The sequence below is a fragment of the Aminobacter sp. BE322 genome (assembly GCF_050433525.1).
GTDB lineage: Bacteria > Pseudomonadota > Alphaproteobacteria > Rhizobiales > Rhizobiaceae > Aminobacter.
In genome coordinates, this window is record NZ_JBNPXB010000008.1 from 88074 (window position 1) to 102906 (window position 14833).

At 66.6% G+C, this 14833-nt stretch carries 12 protein-coding genes; 4 read left to right on the plus strand and 8 right to left on the minus strand.

All coding sequences use genetic code 11. The features are described from left to right. The first annotated feature begins 6 nt into the window (after positions 1-6). Positions 7-1698, plus strand: coding sequence for an ABC transporter permease (locus tag J2X50_RS13720; protein ID WP_429095770.1), 1692 nt, complete (start codon positions 7-9; stop codon positions 1696-1698). A gap of 257 nt (positions 1699-1955) precedes the next feature. On the opposite strand, the gene J2X50_RS13725 is transcribed toward J2X50_RS13720, so the two are convergent. Next, a complete protein-coding gene (locus tag J2X50_RS13725; protein WP_429095773.1) occupies positions 1956-3914 on the minus strand; it encodes an acetoacetate--CoA ligase in 1959 nt (652 codons plus the stop codon). Positions 3915-4097: 183 nt separating this feature from the next. Here J2X50_RS13725 and J2X50_RS13730 point away from each other — a divergent pair, with 183 nt between their 5' ends. Continuing rightward, positions 4098-5948, plus strand: coding sequence for an AsmA family protein (locus tag J2X50_RS13730; RefSeq protein WP_429095775.1), 1851 nt, complete (start codon positions 4098-4100; stop codon positions 5946-5948). 14 nt (positions 5949-5962) lie between these two features. Here J2X50_RS13730 and xseA read toward each other — a convergent pair whose 3' ends face one another. Further along, positions 5963-7528 carry an exodeoxyribonuclease VII large subunit gene (gene xseA / locus J2X50_RS13735; RefSeq protein ID WP_429095777.1) on the minus strand — a complete coding sequence of 522 codons (1566 nt, stop codon included), beginning with the start codon at positions 7526-7528 and terminating at the stop codon, positions 5963-5965. A 56-nt stretch (positions 7529-7584) separates the two neighbouring features. Continuing rightward, on the minus strand, positions 7585-8541 hold the full coding sequence (locus J2X50_RS13740) for a LysR substrate-binding domain-containing protein (protein WP_429095779.1): 957 nt from the start codon (positions 8539-8541) through the stop codon (positions 7585-7587). Between the two features lie 176 nt (positions 8542-8717). On the opposite strand from J2X50_RS13740, the gene J2X50_RS13745 reads away from it, so the two are divergent. Next, entirely contained in the window at positions 8718-9008 is a 291-nt protein-coding gene (locus tag J2X50_RS13745; RefSeq protein WP_429095780.1) for a DUF1127 domain-containing protein, read from the plus strand. A 227-nt stretch (positions 9009-9235) separates the two neighbouring features. On the opposite strand, the gene J2X50_RS13750 is transcribed toward J2X50_RS13745, so the two are convergent. From J2X50_RS13750 to J2X50_RS13760, 3 genes are all read right to left on the minus strand, one after another. Next, positions 9236-10138: a DUF937 domain-containing protein gene (locus tag J2X50_RS13750; protein WP_429095781.1), complete on the minus strand. Its 903-nt coding sequence runs from the start codon at positions 10136-10138 to the stop codon at positions 9236-9238. A gap of 160 nt (positions 10139-10298) precedes the next feature. Next, complete coding sequence (locus J2X50_RS13755) at positions 10299-11672, minus strand: glutamate--cysteine ligase (RefSeq protein WP_429095782.1); 1374 nt, start codon at positions 11670-11672, stop codon at positions 10299-10301. A gap of 143 nt (positions 11673-11815) precedes the next feature. Continuing rightward, positions 11816-12397 carry a TetR/AcrR family transcriptional regulator gene (locus J2X50_RS13760; protein WP_429095783.1) on the minus strand — a complete coding sequence of 194 codons (582 nt, stop codon included), beginning with the start codon at positions 12395-12397 and terminating at the stop codon, positions 11816-11818. 77 nt (positions 12398-12474) lie between these two features. Here J2X50_RS13760 and J2X50_RS13765 point away from each other — a divergent pair, with 77 nt between their 5' ends. Then, complete coding sequence (locus J2X50_RS13765) at positions 12475-13386, plus strand: alpha/beta hydrolase family protein (protein WP_429095785.1); 912 nt, start codon at positions 12475-12477, stop codon at positions 13384-13386. On the opposite strand, the gene J2X50_RS13770 is transcribed toward J2X50_RS13765, so the two are convergent. Together J2X50_RS13770 and J2X50_RS13775 are read right to left on the minus strand one after the other, a co-directional pair. Continuing rightward, complete coding sequence (locus J2X50_RS13770; protein WP_429095787.1) at positions 13387-14118, minus strand: 16S rRNA (uracil(1498)-N(3))-methyltransferase; 732 nt, start codon at positions 14116-14118, stop codon at positions 13387-13389. Between the two features lie 31 nt (positions 14119-14149). Then, complete coding sequence (locus J2X50_RS13775) at positions 14150-14797, minus strand: hypothetical protein (protein ID WP_429095788.1); 648 nt, start codon at positions 14795-14797, stop codon at positions 14150-14152. Between the last annotated feature and the right edge of the window lie 36 nt (positions 14798-14833).

Below are 14833 nucleotides of genomic sequence, written 5' to 3' on the forward strand. Positions count from 1 at the left end.
GGAAGCGTGATCGGGACGGCCGAAGTCCCGAACGGACGGCCGCTGCCGGTCAAACGGCTGCGCCATCCGCTGCACAGTGCCTTTGCGCTCGCCATCGGCCTCGTCGTGGTCCTGCCGGTGCTGTCGCTGGCCTTCGTCGCGCTTTCCGGCACGGGCGAGGACTGGCCTCACCTGATCGACAATGTGCTGCCCGGCGCGACACGGACGACGATTGCCCTGCTGGCCATGGTGGCCATGCTCACGACGGTCGCGGGCGTCGCCTGCGCCTGGGCCGTCGTCGCCTACGAATTTCCCTTCCGCCGCGTCCTGTCCTGGGCCTTGGTGCTTCCGCTGGCCGTGCCGCCCTATCTCGCCGCCTATGCCTTCGGCGAGTTCTTCCAGTACCAGGGGCCGGTGCAGAGTCTGGTGCGCTCGCTCTTCGGCTTCGAGACGATACGCGACTACTGGTTCCCCGACATCCGTTCCACCTGGGGCACCGCCTTCGTGCTCGGCTCCGTGCTCTACCCCTACGTCTACCTGACCACCCGCATCGTTTTCCTCATGCAGGGGCGCAACATCGCCGATGTCGCCCGTACGCTCGGGGCGCGTCCGGCGCGCGTGTTCTGGCGCGTGCTGCTGCCGGTAGCCCGTCCGGCCATCGTCGCCGGCGTGGCGCTGGTGCTGATGGAGACGATCAACGACATCGGTGCAGCCGAGTATTTCGGCGTGCGAACGCTGACGGTCGCCGTCTACACCACCTGGCTCAACCGCGGCAGCCTGGAAGGCGGAGCGCAGATTGCCATTCTTATGCTGGTGCTCGTCGTCCTGCTTTTGGTGGCGGAGCAGTGGGCGCGCCGGCGGCAGCGCTTCCACGCCGGGCGCGGCACGCACCTCAAGGTGCATCCGCCGCGCGTTGCCCTGAAGGGGTGGACGCGCTGCGCCCTGCCGGTCGCGGTCGCCCTGCCTATCCTGTGCGGCTTCGGCGTGCCGATCACCGTGTTCGGCCAATATGCCTCGCGCAGGCTCGAACAGTTCACCTCGCCCGATGTGGCCAGGGCCTTCCTCAACAGCCTGATGACCGCCTCGATCACGGCGATCGTCACCGTGGCAATCGCCTTGTTCCTGCTCAATGCGCAGCGCCTGTCCAAGGGCCGCGCCATGGCGGCGACCGTGCGGCTCGCCTCGGTGGGCTATGCGCTGCCGGGCGGCATCCTGGGCCTCGGTCTGCTCTTCGTGCTGGCGCGCTTCGACAACGTCGTCGACGGCTTCGCGCGCGCCCAGTTCGGCTTCTCGACGGGCCTCTTGCTCACCGGATCGGCGGCGGCCGTCGTGCTTGCCTGCACCATACGTTTCGTCGCTCTCGCCGAGGGCGCGATCCGCTCCGGCATGGAAAAGCTCCCCGGCAGCCTCGACGAGGCAGCCCGCAGCCTCGGCAAGACGCCCAGCCAGAGTGCCGCGAAGGTGCTGCTGCCGCTGCTCAGGCCGGCGATCCTGACCGCCGCGATGCTGGTCTTCGTCGACACGGTGAAGGAACTGTCGGCAACGATCCTGCTCAGGCCCTTCGGCTTCAGCACACTTGCCACCTACGTCTATGAGAACGCCTCGCGCGGCGTGCCGGAAGAAGGGGCGGTGGCCGCGATCGTCATCATCATCACCGCCATGGTGCCGGTGGTGCTTTTGTCTGGCGCGCTGGTGCGCGACGCCGAGGCTTCGCTGTAGGTCCCAATCTCAAGCACGCAAAGAAAAAGGCGCCCGACGGGCGCCCTGGAGATGATGCTGTTTCAACGGGGACTTGAGCAAATACGCCATCCTCCTGCGAGGAAAGGGATTTCTCCCTCAAGTTAGGCTCGACTATCGCGGCCGAACCTTAACAGCTCATTACCGCGCATATGAAATGTTTACGAAAGTGTACCACTCCTGAAGTCTAGGTAAATTTGCCCTTCACGAGTCATTTACCATAGCTCGGCCGCGGCCCGTCAGCTCCGCAGTTGTTCCACATCCCTGTAGAGTTCGAGGGCCTCGGGATTGGCGAGCGCCTCCTTGTTCTTGACCGGGCGGCCGTGGACGATGTCGCGCACGGCAAGCTCGGTGATCTTGCCCGACTTGGTGCGCGGGATGTCGCTGACCGCGACGATCTTCGCCGGCACGTGGCGCGGGCTGGCGCCGGTGCGGATTTTTGTGCGGATGCGCTTTTCGAGGTCGGCGTCGAGTGCGACGTCCGGCGCGAGGCGGACGAACAGCACGACGCGCACGTCGCCCTCCCAATCCTGCCCGATGCAGAGCGCCTCCAGGATTTCCGGCAGCTGCTCGACCTGATTGTAGATCTCGGCCGTGCCGATGCGTACCCCGCCGGGATTGAGCGTGGCGTCGGAGCGGCCGTGGATGATCAGCCCGCCATGGGCGGTCCATTCGGCGAAGTCGCCATGGCACCAGACGTTGGCGAAGCGGTCGAAATAGGCGGCGTGGTATTTTTCGCCGCCGGCATCGTTCCAGAAGCCGACCGGCATCGACGGGAACGCCCTGGTGCAGACGAGTTCGCCCTTCTCGCCGCGCACCGGCCGGCCGGCATCGTCCCAGACGTCGACCGCCATGCCGAGGCCTGCCCCCTGGATCTCGCCCATCCAGACAGGCTCGATCGGCACGCCGAGCACGAAGCACGAGACGATGTCGGTGCCGCCCGAGATCGAGGCGAGGTGGACGTCCGTCTTGATGCCGTCATAGACGAACTGGAAATCCTCCGGCGACAGCGGCGAGCCGGTCGACGACAGGGTGCGCACGGTCGACAGGTCGTGGCTGGCGATGGGGCGCAGGCCGGCCTTGCGGACGGAATCGATGAACTTCGCCGAAGTGCCGAAATAGGTCATCTTCTCGGCGTCGGCGAAGTCGAACAGCACGTTGCCGTCGGGATGGAATGGCGAGCCGTCATAGAGCAAAAGCGTCGCTTCCGAGGCGAGCCCCGTCACCAGCCAGTTCCACATCATCCAGCCGCAGGTGGTGAAGTAGAAGAAGCGGTCGCCCGGAACGAGTCCCGCATGCAGGCGCTGCTCCTTGAGGTGCTGCAGCAGCGTGCCGCCGGCCGAATGCACGATGCATTTGGGAATGCCGGTCGTGCCCGAGGAGAACAGGATGTAGAGCGGATGGTCGAAGGGGAGGGGTTCGAACGTCACCGGCTTCGCTGCAAACGGCGCTAGCGCATCGGCGAGCGCCTCGGCCTTGGCGATGCCGGATGCAACCTCCTTGGCCGTGCCGAGATAGTCGACGACCAGCACCTTGGTCGCACTGGGCAGCCTGTCGGCCACCGCGGCGATCTTCTGGCCGACCTCGATGCGCTTTCCGGCATACCAGTAGCCGTCGGGAGCGATGAACACTTTCGGCTCGATCTGGCCGAAGCGGTCGAGCACGCCCTGTTCGCCGAAGTCGGGCGAGCAGGACGACCACACCGCCCCGAGCGAGGCGGTCGCCAGCATCGCGGCCACCGTCTCGGGCATGTTGGGCATCATCGCCGCGATGCGATCGCCCTTTTGCACGCCGAGCGAAACGAACAGCTGCTGCAGCTTCGACACGAGACTATGCAGCTCGTCCCAGCTCATGCGGCGGAAAACCTTGTCCTCGCCGCGGAAGACGATCGCCTCGCCGCTGCCCGAGCCGCGCAGAAGGTTCTCGGCGAAGTTGAGCCGTGCCTCGGGGAAGAACCTCGCCCCCGGCATCCGGTCGCCGTCGGCAAGCACGCGGCCGCCCTTCTGGCCGATCACGCCGCAGAAATCCCAGACCAGGTCCCAGAACGCCTCGCGCTCGGCAATCGACCAGGCATGCAGTTCGGCATAGCCTGAAAGGGACCGTCCCGCCCGCTTCTCCGCCTTCGTCGCAAAGGCCGTCAACGGTGCCGCCGCGATCCGCTCGGCCGAGGGTGTCCAGAGGGGCATTTCAATTGACATCTGCGTCTCTCCCAGAACCGGTTTGGTTTATGCATGTCGCACTGCAGCAGATCAAGGAGATGTCGGTTTGCGCCAATGCGCTGTGCGCAAACGCCATCGCATGGCCACAAAGACTTGAAATGCCGCGTCGGTCGGTTACACCCGGTTCTCACAAAGGCGCAGCACGGGCGGCACAAGGGCAACATGCCATCACCACTGTTCAGGCGCAGCATCTGGGCGATTGCCGGCATTGCCGTCCTGGTCGCCGCCGTGATCGTCGCGTTGCCCTTCATCGCCTCCACCCGGATCGTCAGGGATCGCATTGCCTTCGAGCTGAGCGCATGGAGCGGCTTTCGCGTTTCCATCGAAGGTGCGCCCGTCATCGAGATATGGCCCGACTTCCGCGCCACGCTCACCGACGTGACGCTGAGCGACTGGGACGACCCGAGCAACGCACCGGTCTTCGAGGCCGAGCGTGTCGAGATCGAGCTGTCGTCGCTGTCGGCCGCCCTGGGCAATGTCGATTTTTCCGATGCACATTTCGAACGGCCCACGCTTCGCCTCAAACGCGCAGCCGACGGCACCTACGTGTGGCCGCGTTCGCGCGGCGGGCGCATCATCCGTTCGATCGAGCGCGCCCGGAGCGCGGTCTCTTCCGATCCGAGCGCGCCCGATCTCGCCAGGCTTCCCGCGGATGAGTTCGGCGTGATCGAGTTCGTCGATGGCCGTGTCGTCGCCGCAACCGACAAGGGTGAGGACGAACTGCTCGGCGACCTCACCGGCAAGGTCAGCTGGGGTGCGCTCAACAAGTCCGGCAGCCTGAGCGCAACCGGCGTGTGGCGGGGTGAGCCGGTGGCGGTGGAAATGTCGTCGCCGCGGCCGCTGCTTTTGTTTGCCGGAGGCGAGGCACCGCTCTCTGCCTCGCTGAAGGCAGCTCCCGTCGAAGCGTCGTTCGATGGTGTCGCGGGTTTCGCCGGCGAAGCCCATTTCGACGGCCAGGCCAAGCTTGCCGCGCCTTCGCTGCGGCGCGTGCTGGAGTGGTCGCGGCCCGGCATCCTGCCCGACAGCCCGGTCGGGCCGATCGCGGTTTCGGCGAAGGTCTCCGGCAACCCGGCGCGCCTCAAGCTGGAGGGCGCGCAGGTCACGTTGAACGGCAGTCCCGGCACGGGCGTGCTCGAACTGTCGCTCCATTCGGTGCCTTCCATCGCCGGCACGCTTGCCTTCGACACCATCGATGTCATCGCCTTCGCGTCGGCATTTGCCCCGCCCGGCGGTAGCCCCACGTCGATCGACACCAGCTTCGCCGATCGCGTCAATCTCGACCTCAGGCTCTCGGCCGCCAAGGCGACCGCCGGTTCGATCACACTGGCCGAGGTTGCGGCAACCGCGCAGGTCAAGGGCGGCCTCGCGGCATTCGACATTTCCGATGCGGAGGCCTTTGGCGGCAATGTCCAGGCCGGCGTCCGCTTCGACCGCAAGCCGGGCGGCACGCAGGCCGAGCTTCGGCTGCTTGCCACCGACATCGACGGCGGCGCCTTCGGCACGGCCGCAGGCATGAGCCACCTGGTGCCGATCGGCCGCGGAACGGTTTCCGTGATCCTCAAGGGACCGGGTACGAATTGGGAAACCCTGCTGCAGAACGCCGACGGCTCGATCTCGGCCACCTTCGGCGTCGGCGCGATCGCCGGTCTCGACCTTCAGGCCTTCGCGGCGCGCGCGGCGGAAGGCGGCTTCTTCTCTCTCGACGAGGTCGCGGAAGGGACGCTGCCGGTCGACGGCGTCGAACTGAAGGCGGCAATCTCCAACGGCGTGGCCAGGATCGACAAGGCCGAGGCGCGTACGCCAGGCAACCGCATCTGGCTCACCGGGATCGTGCCCTATCTCGGCCGCGGGCTCGCCCTGTCGGGCGCGATCGAGCCAAGGGATCCGACCGCTTCGACGAGCAACCTGGCCAAGCGGATCGCCTTCTTCGTCGGCGGCTCCTGGGGAGCCCCGTTCATCTCGCCGCTCGCGGCACCCGAGACCGTGGCGCCGCCCGTGCCCTCGCGCGACTGAACATGCCTGGAGAATTAGAACAAGCTGCCCTGCTTGCCTGTTTCCTTGGCCTTGGCGGCCGGCTTGGCTGCCGACTTCGGGCGTGCCTCGCCGCTGGTGGCCATGGCATCGGCGGTCCCGTCGGCGAATTCGATCGAAAGTGCCATGCCGGCAGCAACGTCGCCGGCGCGCTTGAGCACGGTGCCTTCGGCATCGTGCACCAGCGCGAAGCCGCGCGCCAGAACCGCCTTGTGCGACAGGGTCGCCATCAGCCGGTCCGCCTGCGACAGCCGGGTACGCGCCCGTTCGAGGCGAAGGCCCACGGCCTGGGTGGCGCGGCGCTCCAAAAGGGTGACCTTGTCTCTGGAAGCCAGTTGCCTGCGTGCCAGCGGCTCGGGCGAAAGCCGCCCCTGGGTGCGGTCGAAGCGGACACGCTTCTCGCGCACCATGGCCCGCAGCGCCGCATCCGCCCGCAGCATGTCGCGGTCGAGGTGACGCCGGGTCTCGGCGATCCGCCGCGACAGCGTGGCCGGCGACAGCCGCACCGCGGACAGCCTGGCGCGCTTGCGCTCGGTCGACACGGTGAGTGCGCGGCCCAGCCGGCTCGTCGCCTCGTCGAAGCGCCGGCGCGGCAGCGCGAGCAACTGGTCGGGCGTCGGCAGGGCGCGGGCGGCCGCACGCACCGCTTGGCGCTTGCGCTCGACGTTGCGCGACATGCAGCCCTTCAGACGGGCGTGCAGATTGGCGAGCGTCGCTTCGAGTTCGGCCTTCACCGGTACGGCGAGTTCGGCAGCGCCCGTCGGTGTCGGCGCGCGCATGTCGGCGGCGAGGTCGACCAGCGTCCAGTCGGTCTCGTGGCCGACCGCCGAGATGACAGGAATATGCGAGGCGGCGACGGCGCGGATCAACGCCTCGTCGTTGAAGCCCCAGAGGTCCTCGAGGCTGCCGCCGCCGCGCGCCACGATCAGAAGGTCCGGCCGGCGGATCGGACCGTCGTCCGGAAATTCGTTGAAGCCGTTGACGGCCGCCGCCACCTCGGCGCCCGACGTCTCTCCTTGCACCCGCACCGGCCACACCATGACATGCAGCGGGAAGCGGTCCTTGATGCGGTGGATGATGTCGCGGATGACCGCGCCCGTGGGCGAGGTGACGACGCCGATGACCATCGGCATGAACGGCAGAAGCTGCTTGCGCCGCTCGTCGAACAGGCCTTCGGCCGCCAGCCGGCGCTTGCGCTCCTCGAGCAGCGCCATCAGCGCGCCCGCACCTGCCGGCTCGAGATTGTCGATGACGATCTGGTATTTCGACGAGCCGGGATAGGTGGTGAGCTTGCCCGAGGCGATGACCTCCATCCCTTCCTCGGGACGGAACTTCAGCCGGCTCATGGTGCCCTTCCACACCACGGCCTCGATGCGGGCGCGGTCGTCCTTCAGGGCGAAATAGGCGTGGCCCGACGAGTGCGGTCCGCGGTAGCCGGAGATTTCGCCGCGCACCCGCACATTGCCGAAGGCGTCCTCCACCGTGCGCTTCAGCGCGCCGGAGATTTCGCTGACAGTGTATTCGGCAGCGTTGGTGCGTGATTCGGTGGCAAGCTCGGTCATGGCGCGATTGAGGTCCGGCAGGCCCGGCTCGTCAAGCTTGGAGCGTCAGGCGCGGCCTACCATCCCGGCATAATGTGGCTCGGCTTGTGCCTGCGCCCGCGATTGGCCATCAGGGCCTGGAAGTCGAAGGTGCCGGCGTCCTCCGGGATCGGCACGGAGATGTTGTCCAGGCTCTCGCTGATATGGCGGGCGAGCGCATCGACGATCTCGGGCCGGCTGGAATGGCCGCGCAGGATGCCGATCTTGCAGTCGGGCAGGGGGCCGAAGCCGTCGGCATCGCCCAGCACCCGCATGCCGGGCCTGAGCGCGCATTCCGGAAGAACGGATACGGCCAGCCCCGCCAGGATCGCCGCCGTGATGACGGTCGCCGACCAGCTGGTGAACAGCACGCGATACTGCCGGCCGCTGGCGTCGAGAATCTCGGTCGCCATGCGCCGCCACTGGCAGGTCGGCCGCCCGAAGGCCATCGGCAGGATCTCTTCCTCGTGCACCATGTGCGCGGCCGACGACACCCACAGCAGCGGCTCGTTGCGCACGATCTCGGTGGGTCTGGTGTCGGCGCACTCCGTCACCAGCGCGATGTCGAGATTGCCGCGCCGGATCTGGTCGGCGAGGTTGACGGTGGGCTCGCATACGACCGACAGCTCGACGCGCGGGTTGGAGCGGGAAAACCGCGCCATGATCTCGGGCAGGAAGCGGTCGGCATAGTCGTCGGGCACGCCGATGCGGATGGTACCTTCGAGCGCCCGATCGTCGAAGGCGGCGAGCGTCTCGCGGTTCAGCTGCAGCAGCCGGCGGGCATAGGAGAGCAGCCTTTCGCCTTCTTCTGTCAGCTTGTTCATGCGGCCGTCCTTTTCGAACAGCGGCTTGCCGATGCGATCCTCCAGGCGCCGCATCTGCATCGACACCGCCGACTGGGTGCGGTGGACCTCGTCTGCCGCGCGCGTGAAGCTGCCCGTGTCGACGATCGAGATGAAGGTGTGGAGCTGGTCAAGGTCGAGTGGAGCGGCCATGGTCGTTTCCATCATGAACTTTGATGCGATACATTAAAAACATTCGTTGGATTAATCAATACAGCGATGGCAATGTTCTAGCGTCCACATGAGGCATGTGAATCGGAACCGGGGCGGCGAAAAAGGAGTGCCGACCGGAAGGGGCCCGTTTGTCCCCGATCAGAGAGGAGATCGACATGACTGCGCTCGACCATTGCACTGAGACGGCGCATTCCGCGGCTCGCCCGGTGAATGCGATGCGTATCGTCACCCACTTCGCCGACGTTTTGCGCGCCTGGAAAAATCGGCGTGCCTTCTATCGTCTCGGCGAAATGACCGACACCGAACTGGCCGATATCGGTCTCACCCGTGGCGATCTCCATGTCGCCATCGACCTGCCGTTCGCCAGCGATCCGACCGCACGGCTGGGCTCGATCCGCCAGGCGCGCAGCGAGAACGTCGAGCAATTGGCCCGTCGCGTCGCCTGAGAGTTTCGCAGGCTTCCCACTCCCAGCCGGTTCCCCGCCGGCTCTGCCTGCAAGCTGCCCGGTCCTCCCAAGGGACCGGGCTTTTTTCGTTGGGTAGGGCAGTAGGGCAGTAGGGCAGTAGGGCAGTAGGGCAGTAGGGCAGTAGGGCAGTAGGGCAGTAGGGCAGTAGGGCAGTAGGTTAGGACTTTCATTGCCCTATTCCCCTACTGCCTTACTCCCCTATTCCCCTACCGATACCTGTCCATCCCGCGCGAAAACTGCTCGAAGATCGATTCGACGCCCTTCTGGTAGTCGTCGCGCTGCTGGCTGCCGGTCTCGAACATCTTGCCGAACAGGTCGTCATAGGGATTGCGCGGCCGGCCGCTGGGGTTCTGCTGCGGCTGCGGCTGGCGCGGTTGAGGCTGCGGGGCAGGCTGGCCGCGGCCTCCGCCCAGCATCTCCTCGAAGATCTTGCCCAGCGGGTTGTCGCCGTAGGGAGATTGCTGCGGCTGGCGCGGCACCGGCTGCTGCACCTGGCCGCCGCCGAACATATCCTTGAGGATCTTTCCGAACGGATTGTCGAACGGGTCGGGCGCCTGGGTCGGCTGCGGCGCCGGCCGCTGCGGCTGCTGGCCGCCGCCCATCATGCCGCCACCCTGCCGCATCATCTGCTCGATGATGTCGCCGAGCGGGTTGTTGCCGCCGCCGAAGCCGGCCGCGGCCTGCATCTGGCCGGTGGACTGCTTGAACAGCCCGCCCATGATCATCGAAGCCACGACCGGCAGCATCTGCTGCAGGATGTTCTGGCCGACGCCGGTGGCCTGCGCGGCTTGCGCCGCCACCGCCCGCGACAGGTCCTTCGAGCCGAACAGATGGCCGAGGATGCCGTTGCCCTCGTCCACGCCCTGGGACGAGAAGGCGCGGCTGGCGTCGTCGAAATATTTGGCGTGCTGGCCGGTGGCCATCGCCTGCAGGAACGAGCCCAGGCCGTAGGGGTCGGAGGCGTTGCGCCTGAGGCCCTGGCTGAAGGCGGGCATCAGCGCCTCGATGGCGGATTGCGTCTGCTGCTGGGAGAGCCCGAATTGGCGCGCCAGTGCCTCCATGCCATTGCCGTTCTGGGCATTGGCCAGCATGTCGAACAGGGGCAGCATGTTTTCCTCCGCAGGTCGTTGGCTGCGGGGGAGCCTATTGTGTTTCCGGCTTGGAATGAAGTGGCTTTCGCCAATGCGCGCCGGCCCGAAAATCGGAATCGATCTTCGGGCCGGTGCGCAGATTCAGCAAAGTGGACCGCGTCAGTCGGATGCTCGATAGTTAGTACGCGTACTCCATGAATGCCGGTTCGATCGAGTCGCCCCAGCGCGTGTGGTAGGCGTTGAGCATCTCCTCGGCGCTGGTCGTGCCGCGGGCGATCACCTCGTCGAGCGTGCTGAGGAAGCCGGATTCGTCGAAGCCGTCGCGATTCTTGCGCCCGCGGTTGACGAGCCCCTGGCGCGACAGGGCCAGGACCTCGCGGCCGATCTCGCGCAGCGTCGTGTTGCGGAACGGCGCCGAAATGCCCTGCTCGGGCACGGCGTTGCGCATCGCCAGCACTTCGGCGTAGGTCCAGTCGCGGGTGTAGTCGTCGATCGCATCGAGCGTCGCGGCATCGTAGAGCAGACCCACCCAGAAGGCGGGCAGGGCGCAGATGCGCCGCCACGGGCCGCCGTCGGCGCCGCGCATTTCGAGGAAACGTTTCAGCCGCACGTCAGGGAACAGCGTCGACAGGTGGTTGGCCCAGTCGCCCATGGTCGGCATGCCGTCGGTCACTTCGTTGCGCGCCGCCCCGTTCATGAACTGGCGGAAGGTCATGTGCGTCATGTCGTGGTAGCGGCCGTCGCGGATGACGAAATACATCGGCACGTCGAGCGCCCATTCGGCATAGTCGGCGAATCCGAATTCCGGAGAGAAGCAGAATTCGAGCAGGCCGGAGCGCTGGTTGTCGGTGTCGCGCCAGATGTCGCCGCGCCAGCTCTGCATGCCGTTCGGCTTGCCGTCGGTGAAGGGTGAGTTGGCGAAGAGCGCCGTCGACAGCGGCTGCAGCTTGAGCCCGACCTGCATCTTGCGGCGCATGTCGGCCTCGCTCTCGAAGTCGAGATTCACCTGGATCGTGCAGGTTCGGTACATCATGTCGAGGCCCTTGCTGCCGACCTTCGGCATGTAGGCTGTCATGATGTCGTAGCGCGACTTCGGCATGCGCGGCGTATCGGTCAGCGTCCATTTCGGGCTGCCGCCGAGGCCGAGGAAGCGGATGCCGAGCGGCTCGGCGATCTCGCGCAGCTGCGCCAGATGCGCGTTGCCCTCGCGGCAGGTCTGGTGGATCGTCTCCAGCGGCGCGCCCGACAGCTCGAACTGCCCGCCCGGCTCCAGCGAAATGGCGCCCTGGCCGGTCGGCTCGACCAGGCCGATGATGCGGCCGGCGTCGATGATCGGGTCCCAGCCGAGCGTCTTCTGCATGCCCTCGAGCAGGGCGCGGATGCCGCGGTCGGTACCGTAGGGCACGGGGGCGTTGCCGTCGACATAGAACGGAAACTTCTCGTGCTCGGTGCCGATCCGCCACTTGTCGCGCGGCTTGTTGCCGGCAGCCAGATAGCCGACGAGCTCATCCATTCCCTCGATGGGCTGGAAGTCGGTGGTGTCGCGCGCCATTAAAGCTTCTCCTGGGCGGAAGGACGGTGGCGCTTGATGGACGATCCAGCGCTTGCCGATCAAGCGAAAAATCCTGAGCCTTCGTCAACTGGAATTGAATGGTTTTCGCGATGCGCGGTGCCCCTGGCAAGTCCTTGCCTTGACTATCGCGCCGGAAGTGCGGTCCGAACAAGCGTCGCCGCGGCTTCGCCCGCCGTTTCCATGTAGCTGGCGTCGCGGTTGAGCAGCACCACCGCGAACGCCCCGTCGAGCAGAAGCACGACCTGGCGGGCGAGAATCTCCGGTTCAGCCGCTCCCGCTTCGGCAAAAACCTCGCGCAGCCACGCTTCGACGCGCTTCTTGTGGGCAATGCCGGTCTTGATCGCAGGATGTCCGGGCATGTCGGCGAGCTCGGCGGCGGTGCGCAGGAAGCCGCAGCCTTTCCATTTCGGATGGCGCGCGGCCCTTGCGAGGTTCAGGAAGATGGCTTCCACCTTTTCCGCGAGGCCGCCCTGGGATTCCGTGAACCAGCGCTGGAACAGGGCGAGGTTCGGCTGGTCGCGGCCTTCGAGATAGGCGGCGATCAGCTCGTCCTTGCTCTGGAAATGGTAATAGAGCGTGCGCTTCGTCAGCCCGGCCCTCTCGGCCACGGCATCGACGCTGACGGCGCGGATGCCCTCGCCGTAGAACAGCTTCGAGGCCGCGTCGACGATGCGCTCACGCGTTGGTTTCTCGGGTGTTTTCATTTCATATATATACCGACTAGTGAGTGTAATCGGAAGGCGGATTTCGCTAACCCTTCGGTGGAAGATGCGAGGTCCCCATGTCGATAGCGGTTTCAATGGTCGAGCAGAGGGCGGTCGAAATCGCCTGCGGCGACGGCGTGGCGCTGCGCGGCCACATCTGGCCGCATGCTCGGGGCGAAAAGACCGGTACGGTCATCGTCAACCCGGCCACCGGCGTTCTGGCGCGCTACTACCATCGCTATGCTGCCTTTCTCGCCGGACATGGCTTCGACGTCGTAACCTACGACTATCGCGGCATCGGCGCATCGCGACCCGCGGAACTGCGCGGCTGCGGCTATCGCTGGCGCGACTGGGGCGAGCGCGACTTCGAAGCGGTGCTGCGTGTGGCAAGGCGCCTCGATCGCGGCGCGCCGCTGATGGTCGTCGGCCACAGCATCGGCGGCTTCCTGCCCGGACTGGCCGAATCGGCGCCCGCCATCGCCCGCATGCTCACCGTCGGCGCGCAATATGCCTGGTGGCGCGACTACGCCGCAGACCGGCGGGCTCGGCTTTTCCTGAAATGGCACGTCGCCATGCCCGCGCTCACGGCCCTGTGCGGCTATTTTCCAGGCAGGCGGCTCGGTTGGCTCGAGGATCTTCCCGCCGGCGTCGCCAATGAATGGAGCTTTCGCCGCGCCTGCATGGAACTTGGCCACCCCGAGAGCGAACGGGAGGCGGTGCTCAGGCGCCTTGCCGCCGTCACGGCGCCTATCCTCGCCGTGGGCGTCAGCGACGACGGCCTTGGCACGCCGCGCGCGATTGGCCGGGCGCTTGCTTACTATTCAGGCGCAAACGCGACTCAGGTGCTGCTGTCGCCAGCTGATTTCGACAGGCAGGAGGTCGGCCATTTCGGCCTGTTCCACAGCCGCCATGCGACGGATTTCTGGCTCGACACGCTGCTCTGGCTGCGCGACGGCCTCAACCCGTGGCCGGCAAAGGTTCTTGCCTGACTACCAGTCGCCGATGGTCGCCTGGATGACGGCAAGTGCTGCCACCGCAGCCGTGTCGGCGCGCAGGATGCGGGGGCCGAGCGGAATGGCAGTGACGTGAGGAAGCGCGCGCAGCATGCGGCGCTCCTCGTCGGAGAACCCACCTTCCGGCCCAACCAGCAGGGCGAGCTTGCGCTCCTTGATGCCCTGCAACGCCGCCATCGGGTTGTTGGTCGAGGCGTCCTCGTCGCAGAAGATCAGCCGTCGCTCCTTGTCCCAGCCGGCGAGCAGCTGCTCCAGCTTCACCGCTTCCGTCACCTCCGGGATGGCCAGGATGCCGCATTGCTCGGCTGCCTCGACGGCGTTGGCGCGCAGCCGGTCGATGCCGGGCTTCACCTGGGTATGCTGGGTGATGACGGGCACCAATGTACCCGCGCCCATCTCCACCGCCTTCTGCACGAGATAGTCGAGCCGGCCCACCTTCAGCGGCGCGAAACAGTAGACGAGGTCGGGATGTTCCGGCTGCGGCCGTTGCAGTTCCAGCACTTCGAGCCGCACCGCCTTCTTTGTGCGCCCGGCAACCTTCGCCGTCCACTCGCCATGGCGGCCATTGAACAGCAGTACCGCCGCGCCATCGCCGAGGCGCAGCACGTTGCCGAGATAGTGGCTCTGCTGCGGGTCGGCGTCGAAGGCAGCACCGGCGGAGAGGTCGTGCGGCACGAAAAGCCGCTGCATCTTGTAGTTCGCGCGCATGGTCGAGCAATGCGGCAGGGCGGCACGGCGGTCAAGGGCCGGCGCTCGGATGCCAATCTGGCCGATAACCCTGCCTGAGCACGGCGAGCGTCGTCTCCGGCGTGATGACGGACAGCTTGGTATCCGCAAGTTCGTCGAGGCCGAACCGTGCGTCATAGCCGGAAAAGCTCCAGCGCAGAGCCTGGCCCTGGCGGATCGCATAGTCCGACGCGCCGTCCGAGACCATCGCGCCGGCGGGCAAAAGGGCGAGGCCGCGGCACTCGATCGTGACTGGGATTCCGCCCGAGGCGAGGCGCTCGCCGTGGAGGCGCTGGTCGATTTCGGCGACCTTCGGGCTGTCGACGCCGAAGGCACGGCCAAAGGCTGCGCCAAATTCCCTGGCCCGGTCGCGCCGGCAATAGTGGCAGGGCCGGTGCCCGGCGGCGAGGGCGGTTACCTCGTCGAGGAAGAACAGCTCCGTCCAGCCGGTCTTGCCGCCGGGACGGTTGCGCCCCATGGGCACGCGCCTGACGCCCTTGAAGTGCAGCGCGCAAGTGATCCACGCCTTGGTAGCCCAGCGCCGCCGGAGCAGCGTGTGGGTTTCGGGATCGTGGATGATGCCGCGATTGCCCGTGAACAGGCCGCGCGCCGGATGCGCGTGGATTTCCCCGGCCGGATCGACCCTGTTCTGAAGTGGCATAGCCGATCCTTCTTGGCTGCGTCGGGGACCGCATGA

Coding starts and splice junctions, on each gene's coding strand:
- J2X50_RS13725 (WP_429095773.1), bottom strand. CDS start 3,914: ATGTCAATTGAAATGCCCCTCTGGACACCCTCGGCCGAGCGGATCGCG.
- J2X50_RS13730 (WP_429095775.1), top strand. CDS start 4,098: ATGCCATCACCACTGTTCAGGCGCAGCATCTGGGCGATTGCCGGCATT.
- xseA (WP_429095777.1), bottom strand. CDS start 7,528: ATGACCGAGCTTGCCACCGAATCACGCACCAACGCTGCCGAATACACT.
- J2X50_RS13740 (WP_429095779.1), bottom strand. CDS start 8,541: ATGGCCGCTCCACTCGACCTTGACCAGCTCCACACCTTCATCTCGATC.
- J2X50_RS13745 (WP_429095780.1), top strand. CDS start 8,718: ATGACTGCGCTCGACCATTGCACTGAGACGGCGCATTCCGCGGCTCGC.
- J2X50_RS13750 (WP_429095781.1), bottom strand. CDS start 10,138: ATGCTGCCCCTGTTCGACATGCTGGCCAATGCCCAGAACGGCAATGGC.
- J2X50_RS13755 (WP_429095782.1), bottom strand. CDS start 11,672: ATGGCGCGCGACACCACCGACTTCCAGCCCATCGAGGGAATGGATGAG.
- J2X50_RS13760 (WP_429095783.1), bottom strand. CDS start 12,397: ATGAAAACACCCGAGAAACCAACGCGTGAGCGCATCGTCGACGCGGCC.
- J2X50_RS13765 (WP_429095785.1), top strand. CDS start 12,475: ATGTCGATAGCGGTTTCAATGGTCGAGCAGAGGGCGGTCGAAATCGCC.
- J2X50_RS13770 (WP_429095787.1), bottom strand. CDS start 14,118: ATGCGCGCGAACTACAAGATGCAGCGGCTTTTCGTGCCGCACGACCTC.
- J2X50_RS13775 (WP_429095788.1), bottom strand. CDS start 14,797: ATGCCACTTCAGAACAGGGTCGATCCGGCCGGGGAAATCCACGCGCAT.